A 22,131-nucleotide genomic window follows, 5' to 3' on the forward strand; every position below is an offset into this window, starting at 1 on the left:
GGAACATGGGCAGACGTGCTCAACCGCGCTAACTTGGGCATGGAAGTGATGCACGAGCGCAACGCTCACAACTTCCCTCTCGACTTGGCTTCCGGTGAAGTGACTCCAGTTGCTCTTACCGCTCCTACCATCAACGGTTAATACTTAATCTGAAGCTATTCTAAGAAGCGCCTCCTATTCAGGGGGCGCTTTTTGCTATGGGAATCTTTGTAACAAACGCTAGCAAAACTTAATACAAGTTGATTGATTTATAGCAAAAATCAATGTAAATACTAAGAATAAGAGTCAGTAAATTCCCAAAAATTATACTCTCGCCTTTGGGAATTAAAATGCGAATTTGGTATGAGGAGTTGTAAGGGTCGAGTAACAATACCTGGCTCTGAGACGAAATAAGACAACGCTTAGAAAACAAGTAATTTTCAAATTCTCCCAAGATCGTTTTTCAATAAATCATCAGCAAATTAATCAAACACTTTTTTCCTGAATAGAACCATGACTACAACACTACAGCGACGCGAAAGCGCTAACCTGTGGGAGCGGTTCTGTGATTGGGTCACGAGTACGGAAAATCGATTGTACGTTGGTTGGTTCGGCGTACTAATGATTCCGTGTTTGTTAACCGCTACCGTTTGTTTCATTATTGCCTTTATTGCCGCTCCACCTGTTGATATTGATGGCATTCGCGAACCCGTTTCCGGTTCTTTACTTTACGGAAACAACATTATTACTGGTGCTGTTGTTCCTTCTTCTAATGCGATCGGCTTGCACTTTTACCCAATTTGGGAAGCAGCCTCATTAGATGAATGGCTATACAATGGCGGACCCTATGAACTGATCGTCTTTCATTTTCTCATCGGCATCTTTTGCTGGCTAGGTCGGCAATGGGAACTTAGCTACCGCCTAGGAATGCGTCCTTGGATTTGTGTAGCTTATTCTGCACCTGTAGCTGCTGCAACTTCTGTATTTTTGATTTACCCGATTGGGCAAGGTAGTTTTTCTGACGGTATGCCTTTGGGTATTTCTGGTACATTCAACTTTATGCTTGTGTTTCAAGCAGAGCATAATATTTTGATGCATCCTTTCCATCAATTGGGTGTAGCAGCTGTATTTGGTGGCGCGTTATTCTGTGCAATGCATGGATCTTTGGTGACGTCCTCGTTAATTCGAGAGACTACTGAAATTGAATCACAGAATTTGGGATATAAGTTTGGGCAAGAAGCAGAAACTTATAGTATTGTTGCTGCTCACGGCTACTTTGGACGATTGATTTGGCAGTACGCTAGTTTTAACAACTCGCGATCGCTCCACTTTTTCTTGGGTGCTTGGCCTGTTGTTGGTATCTGGTTTACAGCGTTAGGTATCAGCACAATGGCATTTAACTTGAATGGTTTCAACTTTAACCAATCGGTGCTTGACTCGCAAGGTCGTGTCGTAGCAACTTGGGCAGATGTCTTGAACCGTGCCAATTTGGGAATTGAAGTGATGCACGAACGCAATGCCCACAACTTCCCACTTGATTTAGCTTCGGGGACTCCTATTCCTGTAGCTTTGAGTGCACCCACAATTAGTGGTTAATGTCTATCAGCAATATCTGATAAGCAGTTAGCGCCCTCTTGTAGAGGGCACTTTTTTGTGTTGTTAACTAAATACTAAGTGTTAAGATTTCTTCAACAACTTGAGGAGTAATATCTTGTTTCTCACCAAGTGCTACCATCCCGCGATTTTTCAGGCGATCGCTAATTGCAGGAATTGTTTCATGTGAGACATCGTATGCAGACATCCGCGTGGGGACACCAACAGATTCAAAGAAGTAACGCGTACGCGCGATCGCTTCTGTAATTATTTGTTCTTCATCACCCTGAGTAATTCCCCAAACTCGCTTTGCATATTGCAGTAGTTTTTCTCGCTTGGTATCGCGCTTAATTTCCAACACACTAGGTAAGACAACAGCCAAAGTTTGACCGCGATCTAATCCATGTAAAGCGGTTAATTCATGCCCAATCATGTGCGTTGCCCAATCTTGCGGAACTCCTGCACCAATTAAGCCATTAAGTGCCATTGTGGCACACCACATCACATTCGCCCGTGCCGTGTAATCGGTGGGATGAGCGATCGTTTTTGGTCCTTCCTCAATTAATGTTTGCAAAATGGATTCTGCCATGCGGTCTTGTAGAGGTGCATCAGCAGGGTAAGTTAGATATTGTTCTACAGTGTGTGTAAACGCATCGACAATACCATTACTGATTTGCTTGGGTGGCAAAGAAAATGTCGCTTCTGGATCGAGAACTGAAAACTTAGGAAAGACTAAAGGACTACTGAAATAAAGCTTTTCGCGGGTTTCCTCTTTAGTCACAACGGCAGTAGAATTCATCTCTGAACCCGTTGCAGGTAATGTGAGAACTGCACCGAGTGGCACTGCTGCGGTAACTGAAGCTTTTTTTGCCAAAATATCCCAAGGATCGCCTTGAAAAGGTATCGCTGCGGCGATAAACTTTGTTCCATCTAGAACTGAACCACCACCAACTGCAAGAAGAAAGTCAATGTTTTCTTGACGGGCAAGTTTTACAGCTTGCATCAATGTTTCTAGGCGGGGATTAGGTTCAATTCCACCAAATTCTAAAACTGTAAAGTCTTGAAGTGCAGCTTTTACTTGGTCGTAAACACCGTTTTTCTTGATGCTACCACCGCCATAGGTTATCAGGATTTTTGCTGCTTGCGGCACTTCTTGGGGAATTTTAGCAATTTGACCTTTCCCGAAAAGAATCTTGACGGGGTTGTGGAAGATAAAGTTTTGCATAGAATTTTTTGGTTAGTGTATGGGGGCTTGGCAATACCAAACCCTCATAGTTAATTTCAGGCTGTAGCGGGTGCAGTTGCAGCACTTTCGATTAATTGCAGCATTTGTTCAGCGACACCTGCGGCTGAAGCGGGGTTTTGTCCAGTGACGAGGCGATCGCTTTTCACAATGTGCGCCTCAAAATTTGCTGCTTTGCTAAATTCAGCACCTTGTTCTTTTAATTTTGATTCGAGTAGAAACGGCACAGCTTCAGTGAGTTCTACTGCGGCTTCTTCTTCATTTGTGAAGCCGGAAACAGTTTTACCTTTGATGAGATACTCACCGTCGGCAAGTTTAATATTGACTAATCCCGCAGGTCCATGACAAACTGCACCGACAACACCACCTTGATCGTAGATATTGGCAGCAATTTGGGCAAGTTCTTCATTGTTGGGAAAATCCCACATTGTGCCATGCCCGCCAGCATAGAAAATGGCATCGTACTGATCGGGTTCTATTTGTGATGGTTGCAGTGTGTTTTCAACTTGCTTAACCTTCTTAGGGTCATCCACAAATGCTTTGTTGAGGGGATCTTCAAGTTTTACTCCGTCCATTGGCGCTTTTCCACCTTTGGGGCTGACAAAATCAACCTCATAGCCGGCACGAGTAAATACATCATACGGGTGGGTCACTTCTGAAAGATAAAATCCCGTCTTTTTCCCTGTGTTACCAAGTTCTTCATGACTTGTAACGACAATTAAAATCTTCTTATGCATAGAATTCTTCCATTATTAGACTGGTCTACTACTAATTAACACAGTATTTTGAGTAAAACCTAACCTTCAAGGCTTAAGAACAACATCAAACATTACACTCATAAAAGTTTGTAAAGGAACAGGACTTTTTGTCACTTTCATTTGTTGTAAAGCCCCTTCCCAACTGTTCAAGCAGAAATCAGCAAGAATGCGCACGTCTAAGTCTGGTGAAATTTCTCCTACAGCTTGGGCTTGCTGTAAGCAATCGATATAGCGATCGCGCCATGCAGCAAAAATCTCTTCTAAGCGCAAACGAAACCTTTCGTTCTGATCGGCTAATTCTTGACCAAGATTTCCTAGTAAACAACCTTCACGACACTGCAAAGATGCAAACTCTTCGCACTTTGCCGCAAAATACTGCCGCAAGCGAGTTAAAGGTGATAATGTTTCATCCTTGAGATACTTGTCTAATACTTGATTGTGTTCGCAGGCATCGTGCTTGACAATTTCTAGCCCAAAGTCTTCCTTACTTTTGAAGTAATAGTAAAACGAACCTTTAGGTACTCCTGTTGCTTGCAAAACTTCCTGTATTCCTGTGTGGTTGTATCCCTTTTCTTTGAGGAAACGCGCACCAGTTTTCAGGAGTGCAAGTTTTGTGGTGTCTTTGCCCATGATTTTATATTAGACCAGTCGTCTATAAAAATCAAGAGTGCTTGGTGAATGAATTTGCACGCTATAAACAAAGTCCACATATGTGGATTTACTGCTAAAAGTTTTATTTTGGTGTACGAAAGTACACTTTCTTTGGGTAGCCCCCGACTTGAGTCGGAGGGCATTTGCGATTCTTTAGCTAGCAACTGCATCGCGTGCCATTTGCATCAAGATATATTGCGAACTAGCTTCGGGACTATCTTCAGTGGGTTGCCTTTGAATATAGCTGCCATCTGGTTGTAAATCCCAAGCTTGGCGGTTATCTGCTAGCATAACCCCTAAAATTTCTTGGAGATCTTTAGCTATTTTTGGGTCATGAATTGGAGTGATGGCTTCAACGCGGCGGTCTAAGTTACGTGGCATCCAATCAGCACTACCAATAAAGATCTCTTCTTGACCGTCGTTGTGAAAGTAAAAGATGCGGGAGTGTTCTAAAAAACGTCCCACTATACTAATCACGCGGATATGTTCACTAATATCTTTCAGCCCAGGACATAAGCAACACATACCACGGATAATTAGATCGATTTGCACGCCCGCCTGGGAAGCTTCATATAGTGTTGCAATAATTTGCGGATCTACTAGAGAATTCATCTTAGCAACAATGCGACCTGTTGAACCATTGTGGCAATGTTCAATCTCACGATGAATTAAAGCTAAAAAGCGATCGCGCATATTTACTGGCGCAACTAACAACTGACGATAAGACTTTTGGCGCGAGTAACCTGTTAAGTAATTAAACAAATCTGTCAAGTCTGCACCTAAATCTTCCCGACAACTAAACAATCCCAAGTCTGTATACAATCGTGCTGTTTTGGGATTATAGTTACCCGTGCCGACGTGAACATAACGATAAATGCGATCTGCTTCGCGGCGCACTACCATAACAATCTTGGAGTGAGTTTTCAACCCAGTCACACCATAAACAACATGAACTCCCACACGTTCTAAACGTCGCGCCCAATAAATATTGTTTTCCTCATCAAATCGGGCTTTGAGTTCGACTAAAACAGCAATTTGCTTGCCATTTTCTGCAGCTGCAATCAGTGCATTAACAATGGGAGAGTCACCAGAGGTACGATAAAGTGTCATTTTGATCGCTAACACATCTGGATCGTAGGCAGCTTGGGTAATAAACCGCAGTACTGTAGAGGAAAAAGACTCATAAGGATGGTGTACTAATAAATCTCCCTCCTTAATGACCGAAAAAAAATCTTTTCTTTCCTCAGATTCCTGAATTTCTGGATTAAGTTGAGGAATGCTGATTCCTTGTACGCGGGATGGTACTACGGACTTCCAAGGTGGATCTTTCAGTTCAGGTAGAGGCAATGCCATAAATGACATCAGATCGCCTAAACCAAGCAACCCTTGAATTTGATAAACATCACTTTCTGCTAAATCTAACTCTTGTAATAGCTTTGCTTTAACTGGTTCTGGAGTTTGAGATTCTATTTCTAGCCTAACTGTCGAACCACCAACGCGCCGCTTGCGAAGTTCTTGTTCAATTGCTTGTAACAAATCGTCTGCTTCATCTTCTTCAAGTTCCAAATCAGAATCGCGGGTAATGCGAAACAGGTAATACTCCTGAATATTCATTCCAGGAAACAGCGACTCTAGATTGTGTGCCAGTACTTGTTCCAAAAGCACTCCAGTCCAATGCACAGGTTGTCCTTGAATTTGAACTCCTAAAGCTTCTGGTAGTTCTAAGAAGCGCGGTAACGCTTTAGGCACTTTCACCCGTGCAAAAAACTCTGCTTCAGTTTCTGGATTTTTAACAACGACTGCCAAATTCAGACTGAGATTGGAGATATAAGGAAATGGATGGCTAGGATCAATTGCTAGCGGGGTGAGAACTGGAAAAATTTGTTCTTCAAAGTAGTTTTGTAAATAAGTCCGTTGTTCTTGATTTAAATCAATGTAATCAAGAATATGAATGCCCTCTTTTGCCAAGGTAGGGCGAATCACTTGTTCAAAGTGTTGGTGTTGTTGAGTTACTAAAGGACGAAGTCGTTGACTAATTGCTTCTAACTGTTCTTGTGGTGTCCGACCATCGGGAGTTAACTGAGATACCTTGGCTGCAACTTGTTCTTTTAATGCAGCTATGCGTACCATAAAAAACTCATCTAAATTAGAACTAAAAATTGCTAAGAACTTGAGTCTTTCTAACAATGGAGTACGCGGATCGCAAGCTTCATGTAGTACTCGATGATTAAACTCTAACCAGCTCAATTCGCGATTGAAGTAGTATTGTGGATCTTTAAGATTAATTTCAATTTCAGTTTTTTTTGTTCTAGGCATATTAGTAAATTATTGCCAGGAGAATTTTTTTAAACTAGAGGCTGAGACAATTTTAGGATTAAATTTTGGAACCACCGCTTTGTAAAGCTAGTGTTGTCTGCTATTTTTCAGATTTAATATCTAGCCAACACTAATTTAGTCAAATTCAGTATCTTTTAAACTATCTCACTCTTAAATCAATACTTTTTGTTTACTTCTTAACATCTGGCGACTAGTTTTTGTGTTTTGCTAAAACACTTCATTTTCAATTCCCTGCCACCATTCTCCCAAATTCATCAAATCTTGGTGTATGTCTGTCAATTCCTGGGCGTATTCTTCTGGCGAAGTTGTAGCGCGGCGTTCTTGAAGTTTCTGCAAGCGTAACTGGATCAACAACCAAGGCTTGGAAATACTGTTTGTTGCTTCCAAGTACTGTGCTAGCTCTTGACTATTCATAAAAAAACAGCAGTGCGGGTTAGTTTGATCCTATTGTGAATTTTACGCTTTGTGATCGCCAGAACCAGAAGGTATATTACTTCTCTAAATTCAGACAACATCAAACACGCAAATCTAAACTTTATCTGACTTCTTTAATAAGGACACAACCACACAGCAGTGCCCTTTGCAACGCAATATACTCATGCATGACTTAAGTTAAACTGCAACCAAGCCCGTTTGGCGCAGGATAAAAAAGAGAATAGAGTTAACAATGCTGAGTGCGATCGCGCCTAAAATTGCACTGCCAATGCCCCATCTCAAGCGAAATCCCTCAACTAACCAGGCTGCTAAACCAAACACAATGATACTGCCGATTAAGGGAATTAACCCCAGACTTAACAGGGCATTTGCGGTTCTAAACCAGCCAGGCAACAAAGCCCAGATGCCATTGAATGCACCAATAATTGCCCCAGCAATTAAAGCAATCCAAGCATTATCAACCTCAACACCTAGAGGTAGCTTTGAGATAATTAATAAACTAATTGCAATGACGACGACTGAAATTAAAAAGCCAAGCATTTAAATACTCCTTAAACACAACTTTAAACGTTTTTCCTAGCAAAATCTTACCTGCAATCAGACACTATTCAAGGCTAAGTAGCCCGCGGTAATGAAGATAAGATAAGCATCCAAATACCATTAAATAAAAGGGTAATTCCAATAAAAAGTCCGAGCATCCAATCTGCGTTGAATGGCCATTCAGACCAAATGAGGATACCTAAAATAACTCCTAGAATGCCGCTAAATAATACCCAGCCCCAATTGCGAACAGGACGCAGATCAAATGCAAGCAGAACTTGCAACATACCTTGAACAAAGATGGTGATTCCTAGTATGAGTGTCAGGGCGATCGCTCCTGAAAAAACGTTAGATAAAACAACAATCCCAGCGCCAAAATAGAAGATACTCAGCAGCAGTTTCCAGACAAACTGACCTGCTCCTCGCGATCCAAAAGCATAGATAAATTGAGCAATTCCAGCGAAAATGAATATCCAGCCAAATGCTATTGTCGAAGCAATGGTTGCATAAACAGGTCGAGCAATAGCAGCTAACCCGATAATTACCAATAAGATCCCAACTACGATACCAATTCCTGAGCCACCAGTGCGTTCTCTATCTCTCACTTCAGGGTCTGTAGTTCTCATTCAAATCTCCTTGTGTTTAATCTAAGTCCCTTTAGCCAGTAGATTTTTGCTAACCTTTACTAGCGTTTGGGTGAAAACATCCTTGGATTTTCGAGCGTAGCGTGGGTGTTAATGCATTTGACTAAATTCTAATTAGATACTCAACTTTTAACTTACCATGTTGGTATCATCGAGTTCGGAAAATCTTGCCCTTACGACAAGTCATAACTAGAACTCTCAATTTCCTCCTCAAAACTCAGTAACTCAACGTGTTTTGAATTTGCCACGATCTCTTTTGCACTCAGCAAGCCTGCGATCGTCCAAGTTTGATAAATTCTCGCTTCTTTATCAATTAAGCGCCCTTGTTTGCCATCATAGTATTCAGGAAATCCATCCTCGATTAACCGAGTTTCAGCAAGTGCGATCGCGCGATTTGCTAATTCTTGCCGTTCTGTTTTTTGTGCGGCAGCGGCAAATAGCCAAAGTAAAACGGGTTTGCCACTATTGTGATAAGACCAAGGCATATTTTTGGCGTCACATCCCGTCACGATCCGCCACTATAAACCTTCTACAGCCGGAAAGCAGAGTTTGACAGGTATATAACCAATCAAGTCATGCCAACGCTGTTCAAATAAATTCATGATGCTTTGCGATTCCTCGCGGCTGGCTGGAGAAACCATAATTGCCATGCTGAAGGAACGAAATCGCGAATAAAACACTGGTCGTAGTTGAGGGCTTCCACCTCCTGATCTTGGGCAGCAACCGTACCAATCGGTCGCCCTTGATAGTAAATAATTGACTTTTCCAGCAGTTCCCAAGCTTCTTCCTAAATAGCTATCGCTAATTGTCAAGATTGGTTTACTTCAGTTATCTTAAATGGGCGCTTAAGAGCAAACATTACTATTTATCTGCCTCCACTCAACAGAAACATCATAATTTCTTCGCTGGACTTCAGAAAGACTTTAGGATTGAGGTGAAGAATGTTTCGTCACTTTTGAGAGATTAATCAGACTGCTGTTTATATAATGTCTCAGTCGAAATTGCTACATCTCTCCCCAGCAAAACTATAGCAAAGAGGGCGGCTGCCCTGTTGTTTACCTCGTCGGGAAAGCCTCCACCATGACCAGCCCCAACAATAGAGACAAAAAGCTGGGTACTCTTAGCCCTATCAACTCCCTGTCTAACCGAACAGCTTGGTCATAGGGAATAACAAAATCGCCAGTATCGTGAATGGAACATCAAGTTGAAACCTGATAGGCTGTTTGCTTAGTTCTTCCAGTGACATCGCGCCTGAACCATTCTGCTCGAATTCGTCTGAACTGGGCTGACACTGCGATCAAACTGATCGTAAGCCCAATAGCAATGCTAAATCTGTAAAGAACCGTGTTGTTTATAGTTGATTTGTCTAAATTGACTACACATAGTAGAAAACATCTACTCGCTACATCCTTCTAAGGATTAGTTTGACTTGGGTTAATGTTTGATACCTAAACAGGATGCACTGTATTAGCTATTAGTAAAACATATATTTATAAAATCTAATCAAAATCAAAAGCTAGTTTATTAAGTTTAAGAAGAACGCAATGTCGAATAACTTGAATTTATACTTACCTGCACCGACTAAACAACGATTTGCAGCTACTTTTCGCGTAGTTAGGCGCGTTAGCTTCTGGGTGCAGTTAGGGCTAGGTACTGTTTCTAGCTTGGCTTTATTGTTGGCTATATTTAGCCGTAATACTACTGTTCAAGCAACAACAAATCCAGTCATGGCGTTTGGCGTCTTTTTAGGGATTACTGGCATTTTAGTGCTGTGCTTTAGGCTCTATTTGTCTTTTCGTTATAGACGTTTAGACAGAACTTTACAGTCACCTAATCGGGACTTACATCCAAAAAAAGAGGAAGTACTTCAATTATTAAACACTGGATTAATTGTTAGTTTGATTGGTCTACTGTTAGCTTTTTTAGCATCTGAAGTGACGATCACTGCCGTAGCAGCGAAAGCTCTAGCACTACCTCAAGGAGTGGCAGCTTATACCTCGACAAATTCTATTCGTCCGTTGGATATTTTTGTCGTGTTGGCAAACGTCAATCTGATTGGCGCTCACTTTGTTGGCAGTGCGATCGCACTGGGACTGTTTAGCTGGCTGGATGACTAGTCAAGATCGCCTATGTGTTGCATTAGAGATTTAACTACAGCGTTATCGGAGCAACAGGCTCGATATCAGGATCTACTCCACCAAGCTGATTAGTTCGCAACACCCACGCTGAACCACCCTGTCTGAGAAAAGCTTGAGTCACCTCATCGCTAGTCAAACGAGGTAAGATAGTGCGCCAGCTGAGTAAACTACGTACTAAGTTTTGCACTGGGTTATCTTCTAGTGTGCTACCTAATACCTCAGCTTGATTTTTCCAGTCTGCTCGTGCCGTTCCCCAAGGTAAGAGCAAACGTTTCAAATCAAGACTCAACTGTTCTAGCTGCTCTAATCTGTGCAACTGTTCGGGATTTTGTTTTTTCCACTCCTCAACGTTTGGGTGAGAACGAATCGCTTGAGCTATTTGCCTCAGTGCAGCATATAAAGCTTGATTAGCATCTTGGGTGCAGTTATTGGCTGGTCCAACAAAAGTACCTCCTGTTCCGTCGCCAATGCGATAGCGAGCCGCCATAATTTCTAGCTGATAGATTACCTGATCCAGCGGCGATCGCTTCTGACCATCTTGAGTTTCATAATCACCAGTAAATCCATCGAGTTCGACAAGGGTATCGCAAACAGGACGCAATCCCATCCAACCAAAAGAGCGATCGCCCATGTAACGCGACCAATGCAGGCTACCTGCAATCAGTCCATCAGTATTATGAGTGTAAATTTGATGATAAACGATTTCAAATCGCAATTCATCAGTTAGCGGTTCTCGTACTACTTTGGCAATTCCATAAGCAAAGTGACCGAAGTAAACTGGACTTTTCGCCTTAGGTTCCGTTTTCTTACCACCAATTCCACCATAGACGTGAATGAGTAACGCCCGTTTACCTTCGCGCCAAGCAGTTGCACTTCTTGTTTGAGCCGCCTCGAAACTGAGCAATGAGGTACTAATTTTACCTTTTTGAGCAGTCAAATTGCTCCAACACTCTTTTTTGAGGTATTTTTTGACTAATCTACCCTCAATTCTCCGCTCTGGTTCGACCTGAAACAGAACGCGAGGGGCTAATGCTTGTATGACAAACACTCCTGACTCATCCGGCGCACCATAGATGTACCATCCAGTTTCATTCAGGGGAGATTTTTCAATGTCTTTGTGAGTAGATGGGTAAGTATTATTGCGATTGGCTACTACAGAAGGCATTCTGACAATTTCTTCTGCTCCATTAAATTGCTTTGAAATCCGATTAAAGTGAACTACACGAAACAAGTCACTGCCTGATTTGACAGGTTGGAGAAATTTCACTAAACCATAGTAGCGTCCAGTAATTTGAACGGGGTCACGAGAGATACATAAGATGTATGTGGGGATACTTTCATCTTGCGAAGATTGATTTTGTTGTAGCGCCTGATGCAGACTGTCGGAGCTTGACTGCACGGCAACAGTTTCTTGTAGCATCACCATCACGTCATCATTAGGATGCGAACCTGCAAGCGATTCTAAAGGATCGACAAGTCGCCAGTGATTAATTCGAGTCGGATGAATGTTTCCTTGTTGAGTGCTATATTCTGCTTGAGCGCTGAAATACACGTCTTTAGTCACTGCTTTGACATACGATCGCATTTGTGGTTCGTCACTAAGGCGCAAAACGACAACTTGTCCAACAAGATGCTGAAAATCGGCAGGTGCGTGATGCACTTCAAACAAGACTCCTTGAATCACTTGCCGTTTGTCTTTAGTAGGCAGAATTAATCGTCCCATCCAAGGTGCGATCGGTCGGTAGTACTCTTGTGATACTGATTGATGGATTGGATAAAACTGAGGTAAATTGAAGGCAGCTTGCCGATATCGTTCATAATTGCTCAATTTGCGAGGAGTTGCCCGATCTTCTAGCTCAGCCATATCAAGTAAAATTCCTATTACCCAATCAATAGTTTGTTGCAAGTAACTGCGACCATCGGGTAGAAACCGTTCGGGGTCCATTAATCCTCCTGGTAGTTGATGTCCGACTGAACCAAGGGAAATCCGATTCACTTTCCCCATACGCTTAGCACGGTTCCAGTAAGACAGGAAGAAGATCGCCCAACGTTTGGGAAATATCAAACCCATCCGCTCAACTAGATCTTTGTCACCTACCAGATGATAGAGATGCTCTAGTTTCAGGACGTTGACATTGCCACTAATGACCCCGCCCAGAGAAATGACCTCAATTGGAGCAGTTAATGCTTGCCGCAAAAATGGGGCTGCTCCTGCTGCCATTTGTCCGCCACCACTAAAACCAATCAATGTTATTGGTACACCGCTATCGGGTTGATAACCATGTCGGAACAGAGCTTGATAGATGACTTTGGCAATTCCTAAGTTGTAAATTGGTCCATAGCGTCTGTCAGCAGAAACCGCAACAACCAAAACGTTGCGAATGTTAACTAAATAACCAAACAAGCTGGCAGGATTTTTAAGTCTAAATGAGTCAGCCAAGCGCCAAAAGAAGGCTAGGGGACGGTTGCTGCCTGTCAATGGGGTGTTGCGGACAGAGTAGGGCATGATTCCTTTGATGAGCATCATGTCTTCTGGTAAGACGGGTGCTAAGGAGTTGAGAAACTCTTGAATATCTGGTAGATAGTCAAATGTAGACTGACCGATGCCATCGAGATAAACGACATAACGCTTATGTTGTGAGATATGTTGTGATTTTATTGCAGTAGGCGTAGTGTTAACGCGATCGCCATACCAACCTGCCCACCAGCCAAGAGCTTCTAAGGGAGCTAAAAGTGCAGCAGCGACAAAGGCAATAATGCCGATCCACACTAAATCAAACGCTAGCTTAAAGATACCGCCCAAATTTCCATACCAAGCAAACCACCAGTAGCGAATTGGTGAAAGCAGAACGATCGCAGCACAAGTTACGCCACTGAGAACGAGTATGCTGGGTAATTGTCTAACGATTTTACTAAACTGAAAACGGCGATCTCGATCTATTGCATCAGTCTGAGCAGCAAGTGCTGCATTGCTTGGAGAATTATTTGAGGTGGGGTATTGCGATCGCGCCCTTACAGAGGTAATTTCCTCTTGCATTGAGGAGGACGTGACGGCATCTGTCTTTGTGTTAACTGCTGTTAAATTAGTGGCAAAAGAACGTAGTCTTTTTTGCAAAATTGCTGGCAGCCGTTCTCGCTTAGTGACTAGCTCTACACCTGCTACCTGGCAAGCAACCCAATAACCAAACTGGGCAATAGGCTGTCCAATCGTGCGTTGCATCAGCCAAAGCGTCAACCATCCCAATGCTACAGTTCCAAATGCCTGCCAAACAGTAGTATCGCTAGCAGCAGCAAAGCCGACAACCATTGCCAACAATTGCCACAGCGATAACACTGATAAGATCGGTTCTCCCAGGTAAGGCATTGCCCCGAAAACGCTAAAAATAAGCGGCGCGTAGCTAAATCCTAAAGTGCGTGCTACGACACTAAAAGGAGCTTCGACTGTAAAAGGAGCAAAGCTGATGAGCCAGGTACTCAGAACCAGGAACAAGTAGCCGAATGCAAACAATACTGTTCCAATCAGCAGGGTGAAAACAAAGCGAACTGGTGTAACGCGATTGACAAATAGAATAACGCTTTGAGCAACGACTTGAGATAAACTAGCAGCTAGAACAACAACTAATGCTACTGTTGAGCCATAAGGTAGAGTGTTGATTTGCTCAAATGCTTCCGAGTTAAGAGCAAGCACCCATCCCAATAATTCCCAAAATCGGTCGAAGGCAGTTTCGTTCATTTCAGATGGAGTAAAACGCAAAGCACAACGCGCGATCTCTAACTAAGTGCTAATAACTAAAAACAGCCAGCAGCCTTGCTCTGAATTTTAGCTTAGTCAATTTATCAATTTGGGCATCGAATTAATGTCAATAATAAACAGCCACGACTCAATCGTGACTGTTTTAAGTAAAGCTAATTACATCAGTTAACTAGCGAGTTGACATCTCAAATCGCTTATTGATTTCATCCCAGTTAACGACGTTCCACCACTGCTTGAGATATTCAGCACGGCGGTTTTGGTATTTGAGATAGTAGGCGTGCTCCCAAACATCATTTCCCATAATGGGGAAGTAACCTTGAGTAATTGGGCTATCTTGATTAGGAGTACTCATCACTTCTAACTTACCGTCAGGGCTACGAACGAGCCATACCCAACCGCTGCCAAATTGCTTGGTTCCAGCATCATTGAACCGTTGTTTGAAAGTTTCAAAATCACCAAAGGTATCTTGAATAGCTTCTCCAACTGCACCAGTAGGCTCGCCACCAGCATTTGGTCCCATGATTTCCCAGAACATTGTGTGGTTTACATGACCGCCACCACTATTGCGTACTGCACTGCGCACGTCGTCTGGAATGCTGTTGAGTTCGCGAACTAGATCTTCTAAGCTTTTACTTTGAAGTTCTGCGTGTTTTTCTATTGCAGCGTTGAGGTTATTGACATAAGTTTGATGGTGCATATCATGGTGCAACTGCATCGTTTGAGCGTCAATATATGGCTCTAACGCGTCGTAATTGTATGGTAAGGATGAAAGTTCAAATGCCATTGTGTGAAATCCTCACATAAGTGCTTGCCAACAAAGTATCTATTGTAGAAGTTTGGGCACCTATCCGTAGCATTCATTAGATTGATATTGAAAAATGACGTGACATAAAAATTAATGTTTGATTAAGTTAAAAAAAGATTAAATTGTGCCAAATTCCACTCATATGCAGTATTTCTCAGGGTTGGCTTGGCAATAGAGGTTAATTAACTGATGACAAATTAAAGTAAAGCGATCGCTTGCAGCTTCACTAAATTAAGTAAACAATGTTGAAGAACTAATTCGTTTTACTGTCGCGATAATCGTTGATGGTAGTGACTAATAATTTCGGCGATCACCTCTGCAACTTTTTTCCCATCAGTTTGGATCTCAATTGCATCTGCGGCTTTTTGCAGAGGAGAAACCTCACGCGTACTATCTTTTCTATCGCGTTCGGCAATATCTTTTTCAAGTTGTGTCAAGCTGATGTTCTGTTGACCTTGTTCAAAGTCTTGTTGGCGTCGTTTGGCTCGCTCTTGTACCGAAGCAGTTAAGAATATTTTAAGATCTGCATCAGGAAAAACTTGAGTACCAATATCGCGTCCTTCAGCAACCAAACCTCCTTGTTTACCAAAGGCTTGTTGTTTTTGTACTAATGCTTTACGCACAGCCTGCAGTGCGGCGATCGCCGATACTTGAGATGTCACCTCAATCGTGCGAATTGCTTGAGTCACTTCTTGTTCGTTAATCCAAACGCGCTGTGGTGATTCGGGATCAACTTCGGGAATCAGCTGAATTTGACTGCAACTTGCTAACTCAGCGATCGCACAGCGATCTTCAAAAGAAATTCCTAACTGTAGCACCAACCAAGTCAAGGCACGATACATTGCTCCGCTATCGAGATACAATAACCCCAAGTGAGCTGCAACTTGACGCGCCACTGTGGATTTACCTGCACCTGCTGGACCATCAATCGCAATGATGGGCTGACGATTTTGCAAAATTATATTATCAATTAACCGCGCTGCACCAACTTGCGCTGCGATCGCTAGCATTCCTGATTCCTCTACTTTCTCCAACGGCATCAATGTCAGCGGATGCACTAATTCAACATATTCCAGGGTAACAGCACTCGTGGTTGCGACTTCTTTTTTTACAGTTTCAATTAATAGTTTGCTAAAGTACTCACCACTATCAAAAGCTTGCTTTGCTTGTTGTAAACTATGATACAAAACAGCAGCTTCTTGCCTTTGCGTAGGTGTTAAATATTGATTGCGAGAACTCATTGCCAGTCCAGACGTTTCGCGGACAATTGGACAGGCAATAATCTCAACTGGGATATTTAAATCATTAACTACTCGGCGAATAATTGCGAGTTGCTGACCGTCTTTTTGCCCAAAGTAGGCGCGATCGGGCTGTACGACATTCAGTAGTTTAGTGACAATTGTGGCGACACCTTGAAAATGACCAGGACGCGATCGCCCGCACAAAACTGAGGTCATTTCTATTGGGGGTATCACTTGAGTAATTGAGGATTTCTCTGTAACATGTGCAACCTGAATAATTCCCATTTCTTCTGGAGTAGGAGCAAATAGGACATCTACTCCTACTTGCTCGCACAACTGGCGATCGCGCTCAAGTGTGCGGGGGTAACTTTGATAATCTTCATTTGGTCCAAATTGCAGTGGATTAACAAAAATGCTGACAATGACTGTCTCATTTTCTTGTCTTGCTTGCTCAATTAGACTCAAATGACCTGCGTGCAAGGCTCCCATTGTAGGAACCAAACCAACTGATTGAGATGAAGAACATCTACCCTTGAGTTCTTCTGGCGTCAGATGGTTATCTGCCAAGCGGCAATCTAGGTAACAACGTAATGCCGCAATTGTTGTAAACAGGCGCACCAAAAACTCCCGTTTGTTTCTCTTACCCACTCGTTAGTTTATCGCTAATTCCCAGGGTGAGAGCAGAGATTTCAAGTTGGAGGTCAAAGATCAGGTTCATGAATTGTTTTCTCGTCAACTTTCTTTAACTCCTGACCTCTGACCTCTTAATTACTTACCGAGTACCTCTACCTGCACAGGTGCAGTACCTGAGTTGAGTACTCCTAAAACACGCGCCGCAGCAGCAGAAAGATCAATAATTCTACCTCCAGTAAACGGACCGCGATCGTTAATTCGGACAATCACAGACCGACCGTTTCTTTTATTCGTGACTCGCACTTTTGTACCAAAAGGCAAACTACGATGGGCAGCTGTCATGGCATTTTGATTGAACCTTTCACCACTGGCACTACGATTACCATGAAAGCCAGGACCATACCAAGAAGCTATGCCACTGAGGATTGCTCCTGCATTCTGCTTAGTTTGTGGCACGCTTATTTGTGGTGCAACAGCTACTGGCTTTGGTGCAGGTTTATCGGCGACTTCTTGCAGTGGAGGTGCGTTACCGAGTAATCTCCGCAAGCGATTTGTCGCTTGTAAGGCATCTTCACTCAAATCGTGTGTTTGATCGGGAAGTCGAGTTAGAGAGTTAATCTCAACGAGTTCTTCGTTATTGAGATTGATGGCATAGCGATCGCCCTGATCTGGTGCTGCATTTGCTTTCCATTTGGCTGTAATCTTGCTAGCGTCTACGCCGTTCAAATGTAGTTGATTAATCTTGGCTGCAACCTTGGTTGCCCGCCGCACAGCACTGTCAGCTTCTGGTGTGTCAGCTTTACTCAAATCTGCTTGGTTTGCATTTGTTGCAATCTTTATCTGTGGGTTAGCGTTGGCACTACTTACCACATCGCTATCAAGAAAAGTTAAAACGGGAATATTTTTAACGTAGATTGTTGCTGCTTGACGTTCTGCTAGTTGATGCGGCTGAATCCGAGCAACTACCGAGTTTGATTGTCTTGTTGGGGACTGATACTCACCCACTTTTACGGCATTAGTAGCCCTTGGTGTTGATATGGGAGTTGCCGATTCGTTCACCGCTGACGGTTCAATGGTTGATGTTGATTCCGCGTAGCTGGGAGGAATGCCTACAGCAGTAGCTAGTAAGGCGGCAGTAGTCCACAAAAGTTTTTTATTCATGCGCTCGCTATAAAAATTGCACTTTTGATCTGAGATTGGTCACAAGGAGATACAAACTCCGATAACTCAAACTCGTTACGTTTTCACTTCTGTTTCACAACTGCAACAGACTACCACGAACTTTTTGGATTGGGGATCAGTGATGCAACAGAAAAGCAAAATTTTAAGTCAGATTAAGAAACGTGTTTCACAACACAAACCCTGTCTCTCACTACGTTCCCCGATTTGGCTACTGACGCAATATTGTAACAAAACTTAATATTTAGTCACATTTGTTGCCGAGTAACATATAAGAAACCGTAATGGTAATAGGTACATTCCCCAAAAAATGCTAATTTTTATTAATTTGACCTGTTAAAGATTTTCTTGCTCCACGCCCCTCGTTTCTGTGAAGAGTAAAATACATCCGACAGCGATCGCAAAATTGTAGGTTTGTAGGTATCTTGGCATGGATTATCGCGAAGCAGGTGTGGATGTAGAAGCTGGTAGAGCCTTTGTTGAGCAAATCCGCAATCTCGTACAAAGTACCCATCGTCCAGAAGTTTTGGGGGGACTTGGTGGGTTTAGTGGCTGTTTTGCCTTGCCAGGAGGTTTTAAAGAACCAGTCTTAGTTTCTGGTACTGACGGTGTAGGAACAAAGCTCAAGTTGGCTTTTACACTCAACAATCATCACACTGTCGGAATTGATTTAGTTGCAATGTGTGTCAATGATGTCCTCACAGTAGGCGCAGAACCGTTATTTTTTCTGGACTATGTTGCAACAGGAAAGTTAAATCAAGAACAACTGACGCAAGTCGTGACAGGCATTAGCCGTGGATGTCAAATTGCAGGTTGTGCATTGCTAGGAGGTGAAACCGCAGAAATGCCAGGTTTCTACCAAACAGGTGAGTACGATCTGGCAGGATTCTGTGTCGGAATTGTCGAAAAAAGCAAAATGCTCAACGCTTCTCAAGTGCAAGTAGGTGACATTGCGATTGGTTTAGCAAGCGATGGCGTTCACAGTAATGGTTTTAGTTTGGTACGCAAAATCATCGATACTTGCGAGTATTCCTGGAGCGATCGCCCACCAATTTTTGAGGGTAAAACTTTAGGCGAAGTTTTCTTAACACCTACGCGAATTTACGTAAAGCCTGTACTTGAAGCGCTCAAAGCTGGATTAGACATTCACGCAATGGCGCATATTACTGGTGGTGGTTTACCAGAAAATCTCCCGCGTTGTTTAGGTGAAAATCAATCGATTCAACTTAAGATTGGTAGCTGGGTAGTTCCACCAGTCTTTGAATGGCTAGCCATAGCAGGATCAGTAGATTCTGCGGCAATGTTTGATACTTTTAATATGGGCATTGGCTTTGTTGTGCTAATCCCACCTGCACAAGTCGAGCAAGCGATCGCCTGGTTTAACTCACATGATATTGCTGCGTATGCGATCGGTGAAGTAATTACTGGTTCAGGTCAGCTTGAAGGATTACTAACATAGAACGGGCTTCTCCGTGTTGGCTGATAGTTACTACTGAGTTATTTTCACTTTTCAAGCTCCGGTGGTAGGGAATCTTTCACACTACCTTGAATTAAGTGTTTAGTTCTATCTTTTAATATTTCAGCCAATCCATAAATTTCATCTATGCTTGAGATAGTTTTCCTTGCTTCCTTTCCTTCTGCATCAAGAATACCAATAACTCTTTTGTTTGGGTTAAGCCAGAGTCGGCAAATAGTTTTAGAAACTTTACCATCTATATTAATGCCAAAGTAGCTTTTCGTGTTTTTGAATTGAACGCGACCAGCGGGAATAATTTCTCTTAAAATTGCCTTAATAATATAAAACCCTTCTAGTTCTTCCTCTGTGGTAATAATTTCATGACTAGAATACGAAGAAACTAATTCAGCTTCTGTATCTTGTAGCTCAGTGGATGTTAGTGCTGGTGCAGTAGTATCGGGTAAGTCAATAGCTGATTTCAATCTATCAGTGATTCGATCATTGATAAATTCTTTCAGCGATCGCTTCGTAATTTCAGTAAACTTTTCCACGACTGATGCGACAAGCTTTCCTGTATAGACTTGACCTGCAAAAAACTTGACAAAATCTGGTGATGGGTCAAATAATTGTTCTGCCATAAGCCGCTTAATCTCTGTAGTGTAAAGCATGTTTTTAGCAACGTCACACAATTCACTTGGGTTAAAAGTTAATTTAGAAAACCGTTTAAGCTCATTGATTATAGATTCATTAAAATCTATCATATTAAACTCAAAAAATGGCTTTTCATCCATAACATCGCTTTTTTCTGTATCGGTATAAAACCGATAAATAATTCCATTCGTTAAAACACCAAACTTTGCTTCTGTCGCGTGAAAATATCTGTGTAGTTGTGAACTATGTTTTGGATTCTCTAAGCTGCCACCACACCATTTACACTCAATCAAAATGATAGGACTATTATCTTTAATAATTGCATAATCTACTTTTTCTCCTTTTAATCCAGGTACATCTGCTGTAAATTCTGGACAAACTTCAGTAGGATTAAATACGTTGTATCCTAGAGCATTAATAAAAGGCATGACAAAAGCACTTTTGGTGGCTTCCTCCGTCAAAATCTGCTCTTTAAGCTTTTGAATTTGCTGAGAAATAGCTTTAATTTGATCGATAAAATCCATAAAATTTTGTAAGAGTTATTGTTTATAGTGTTGCTGTAAGCTGTAATAGCTTATAACAAGTTCACTATCTATTCGTAACTACCAGTGAAGTACAGTGAAATCAGTAAAATTACTGTAATTATTTTGGTTTAAAGTAAAATTACGAATAACTACAGAAAATTTCACGTAAGTGAATAGAAAGTGCAGCACTAAAAGCAAGGAAATTTATTTAATCAGTGCTATGGTTGGATGCTGTGATAGTTGATGAAAGTTTTCGTAGTGAAACCCAAATGGATCGAGTCTGTTCTCTAAGATATGTTCTGAGTAAAGATAGAGAAATTGTTACAGCTAATTGACTATTTTATTAATATTACCAAGAAATATTTTTGCTGAGCTTTTGTGCAGTCTATAGTCAGTAATTTTGCGGTTGGTTTCAGTTATTTTAGTAAATTAGTATTAACTTGATATTTTTGTTAATAAGGTAGGCATCTTGCTTGCCGCCTAAAATTTCATGAAGCAACATAATAAATTTAGCCATCTTACAGCCATAGAAAGAACCTATTTATCATTTCCTGCCAAGTTTTTATTAAATAATAATCTACTAAAGGGTAAAGTCTTAGATTTTGGTTGTGGCTTCGGTAATGATGTCAAAATATTGCAGCAAAAAGGTTTTGATATTACAGGATACGATCCTTATTATTTTCCGCATTACCCTCAAGATAAATTTGATACAATTCTCTGCTTTTACGTACTAAATGTTTTGTTTCCTGAAGATCAGGCAAATATTCTGATGGAAGTCTCGCACTTATTAAAACCAGGCGGGAAAGCATATTATACTGTCAGAAGAGATTTAAAAAAGGAAGGATTTCGCGAACACTATGTTCATAAGAAGCAAACATATCAATGTATTGTTAAACTTCCTTTCAAATCAATTAGTTTAGATGATTATTGCGAAATATACGAATACTCGCATTACAATCTTCAAAGAAAAAGAACTAATACTTGCCTATTTTGCAATCCACATCAACATTTAAAAATCCTTACTGAATCCGCAACAGCTTATGCAATATTCGACGGCTATCCAACAAGTAAAGGTCATGCTTTAGTCATTCCCAAACGTCATGTGAGTAATTATTTTCAGCTACCATTTAAAGAACAAACTGCTTGCTGGTTAATGGTGAATAAAGTCCAAGAAATTCTCAACAAAGAATTTGCTCCCGACGGCTTTAATGTAGGCATAAATATCAATCGAGAGGCGGGACAAAATATGATGCATACCAGTATTCATATCATTCCTCGCTACAAAGGTGATACGGTCAGTGGTAAAGGTGGAATGCGGTACGTTATCCCTAGTAAACGGTAAAGACAGAAATTCAAGTGATGTCATTCTTCGCTTTTGTGCTCAAAGCTTAGAGTGCGAATTCATACTGAAAAAGAAGCGATCGCTAACCTTGATAAAGTCAGCGATATGCTGTGCCGTATCTAGAACCAAATTCTTCACGTCTACGAACACTCTCGCAAATTCATTTTGTCAAGCAATACTTGACGCCCACCTCTCCTGTAATGTAAAGTAATACTTGACAAAATAGAT

16 protein-coding genes and 2 pseudogenes are annotated in these 22,131 nt (G+C 41.8%); 5 read left to right on the forward strand and 13 right to left on the reverse strand.

All coding sequences use genetic code 11. The annotated features are described in order from the left end of the window. Positions 1-141, forward strand: a pseudogene (locus IQ230_RS21935) (photosystem II q(b) protein); the annotation flags it as partial. A 351-nt stretch (positions 142-492) separates the two neighbouring features. Next, a complete protein-coding gene (gene psbA, locus IQ230_RS21940; RefSeq protein ID WP_193934366.1) occupies positions 493-1,575 on the forward strand; it encodes a photosystem II q(b) protein in 1,083 nt (360 codons plus the stop codon). Between the two features lie 67 nt (positions 1,576-1,642). Here psbA and IQ230_RS21945 read toward each other — a convergent pair whose 3' ends face one another. From IQ230_RS21945 to IQ230_RS21980, 8 genes and pseudogenes are all read right to left on the reverse strand, one after another. Then, positions 1,643-2,797 carry an iron-containing alcohol dehydrogenase gene (locus IQ230_RS21945; protein WP_193934367.1) on the reverse strand — a complete coding sequence of 385 codons (1,155 nt, stop codon included), beginning with the start codon at positions 2,795-2,797 and terminating at the stop codon, positions 1,643-1,645. 56 nt (positions 2,798-2,853) lie between these two features. After that, positions 2,854-3,552: a type 1 glutamine amidotransferase domain-containing protein gene (locus tag IQ230_RS21950; RefSeq protein WP_193934368.1), complete on the reverse strand. Its 699-nt coding sequence runs from the start codon at positions 3,550-3,552 to the stop codon at positions 2,854-2,856. Positions 3,553-3,618: 66 nt separating this feature from the next. Then, positions 3,619-4,203, reverse strand: coding sequence for a TetR/AcrR family transcriptional regulator (locus IQ230_RS21955; protein WP_193934369.1), 585 nt, complete (start codon positions 4,201-4,203; stop codon positions 3,619-3,621). Between the two features lie 174 nt (positions 4,204-4,377). Further along, complete coding sequence (ppk1, locus tag IQ230_RS21960; RefSeq protein ID WP_193934370.1) at positions 4,378-6,540, reverse strand: polyphosphate kinase 1; 2,163 nt, start codon at positions 6,538-6,540, stop codon at positions 4,378-4,380. A gap of 228 nt (positions 6,541-6,768) precedes the next feature. Further along, positions 6,769-6,975 carry a hypothetical protein gene (locus IQ230_RS21965; RefSeq protein ID WP_099701334.1) on the reverse strand — a complete coding sequence of 69 codons (207 nt, stop codon included), beginning with the start codon at positions 6,973-6,975 and terminating at the stop codon, positions 6,769-6,771. 198 nt (positions 6,976-7,173) lie between these two features. Continuing rightward, positions 7,174-7,536, reverse strand: a complete 363-nt coding sequence (locus IQ230_RS21970; protein ID WP_099701333.1) for a phage holin family protein — start codon at positions 7,534-7,536, stop codon at positions 7,174-7,176. Positions 7,537-7,610: 74 nt separating this feature from the next. Further along, on the reverse strand, positions 7,611-8,162 hold the full coding sequence (locus IQ230_RS21975; protein WP_193934371.1) for an HdeD family acid-resistance protein: 552 nt from the start codon (positions 8,160-8,162) through the stop codon (positions 7,611-7,613). A gap of 191 nt (positions 8,163-8,353) precedes the next feature. Next, positions 8,354-8,830, reverse strand: a pseudogene (locus IQ230_RS21980) (glycoside hydrolase 100 family protein). Between the two features lie 894 nt (positions 8,831-9,724). On the opposite strand from IQ230_RS21980, the gene IQ230_RS21990 reads away from it, so the two are divergent. Continuing rightward, on the forward strand, positions 9,725-10,297 hold the full coding sequence (locus IQ230_RS21990; RefSeq protein ID WP_193934372.1) for a DUF3611 family protein: 573 nt from the start codon (positions 9,725-9,727) through the stop codon (positions 10,295-10,297). Positions 10,298-10,331: 34 nt separating this feature from the next. On the opposite strand, the gene IQ230_RS21995 is transcribed toward IQ230_RS21990, so the two are convergent. The 4 genes from IQ230_RS21995 to IQ230_RS22010 all read right to left on the reverse strand — a co-directional run bounded on the left by IQ230_RS21995 (position 10,332) and on the right by IQ230_RS22010 (position 17,912). Then, a complete protein-coding gene (locus IQ230_RS21995; RefSeq protein WP_193934373.1) occupies positions 10,332-14,051 on the reverse strand; it encodes a Yip1 family protein in 3,720 nt (1,239 codons plus the stop codon). A gap of 190 nt (positions 14,052-14,241) precedes the next feature. Then, entirely contained in the window at positions 14,242-14,856 is a 615-nt protein-coding gene (locus tag IQ230_RS22000) for a superoxide dismutase (protein ID WP_193934374.1), read from the reverse strand. Positions 14,857-15,140: 284 nt separating this feature from the next. Next, positions 15,141-16,736, reverse strand: a complete 1,596-nt coding sequence (locus IQ230_RS22005) for a bifunctional pantoate--beta-alanine ligase/(d)CMP kinase (RefSeq protein WP_193934375.1) — start codon at positions 16,734-16,736, stop codon at positions 15,141-15,143. Positions 16,737-16,886: 150 nt separating this feature from the next. Further along, entirely contained in the window at positions 16,887-17,912 is a 1,026-nt protein-coding gene (locus IQ230_RS22010; protein WP_193934376.1) for a septal ring lytic transglycosylase RlpA family protein, read from the reverse strand. 448 nt (positions 17,913-18,360) lie between these two features. Here IQ230_RS22010 and purM point away from each other — a divergent pair, with 448 nt between their 5' ends. After that, positions 18,361-19,389 carry a phosphoribosylformylglycinamidine cyclo-ligase gene (purM, locus tag IQ230_RS22015; RefSeq protein ID WP_193934377.1) on the forward strand — a complete coding sequence of 343 codons (1,029 nt, stop codon included), beginning with the start codon at positions 18,361-18,363 and terminating at the stop codon, positions 19,387-19,389. A gap of 44 nt (positions 19,390-19,433) precedes the next feature. On the opposite strand, the gene IQ230_RS22020 is transcribed toward purM, so the two are convergent. Continuing rightward, the gene (locus tag IQ230_RS22020) at positions 19,434-20,561 is read right to left on the reverse strand and encodes a type I restriction endonuclease (protein WP_193934378.1); all 1,128 of its coding nucleotides are present in this window, start codon (positions 20,559-20,561) and stop codon (positions 19,434-19,436) included. A gap of 490 nt (positions 20,562-21,051) precedes the next feature. On the opposite strand from IQ230_RS22020, the gene IQ230_RS22025 reads away from it, so the two are divergent. Beyond that, complete coding sequence (locus IQ230_RS22025) at positions 21,052-21,903, forward strand: HIT family protein (protein ID WP_193934379.1); 852 nt, start codon at positions 21,052-21,054, stop codon at positions 21,901-21,903. Positions 21,904-22,131 lie beyond the last annotated feature (228 nt).

The organism is Gloeocapsopsis crepidinum LEGE 06123, from assembly GCF_015207655.1.
GTDB classification, from domain to species: domain Bacteria; phylum Cyanobacteriota; class Cyanobacteriia; order Cyanobacteriales; family Chroococcidiopsidaceae; genus Gloeocapsopsis; species Gloeocapsopsis crepidinum.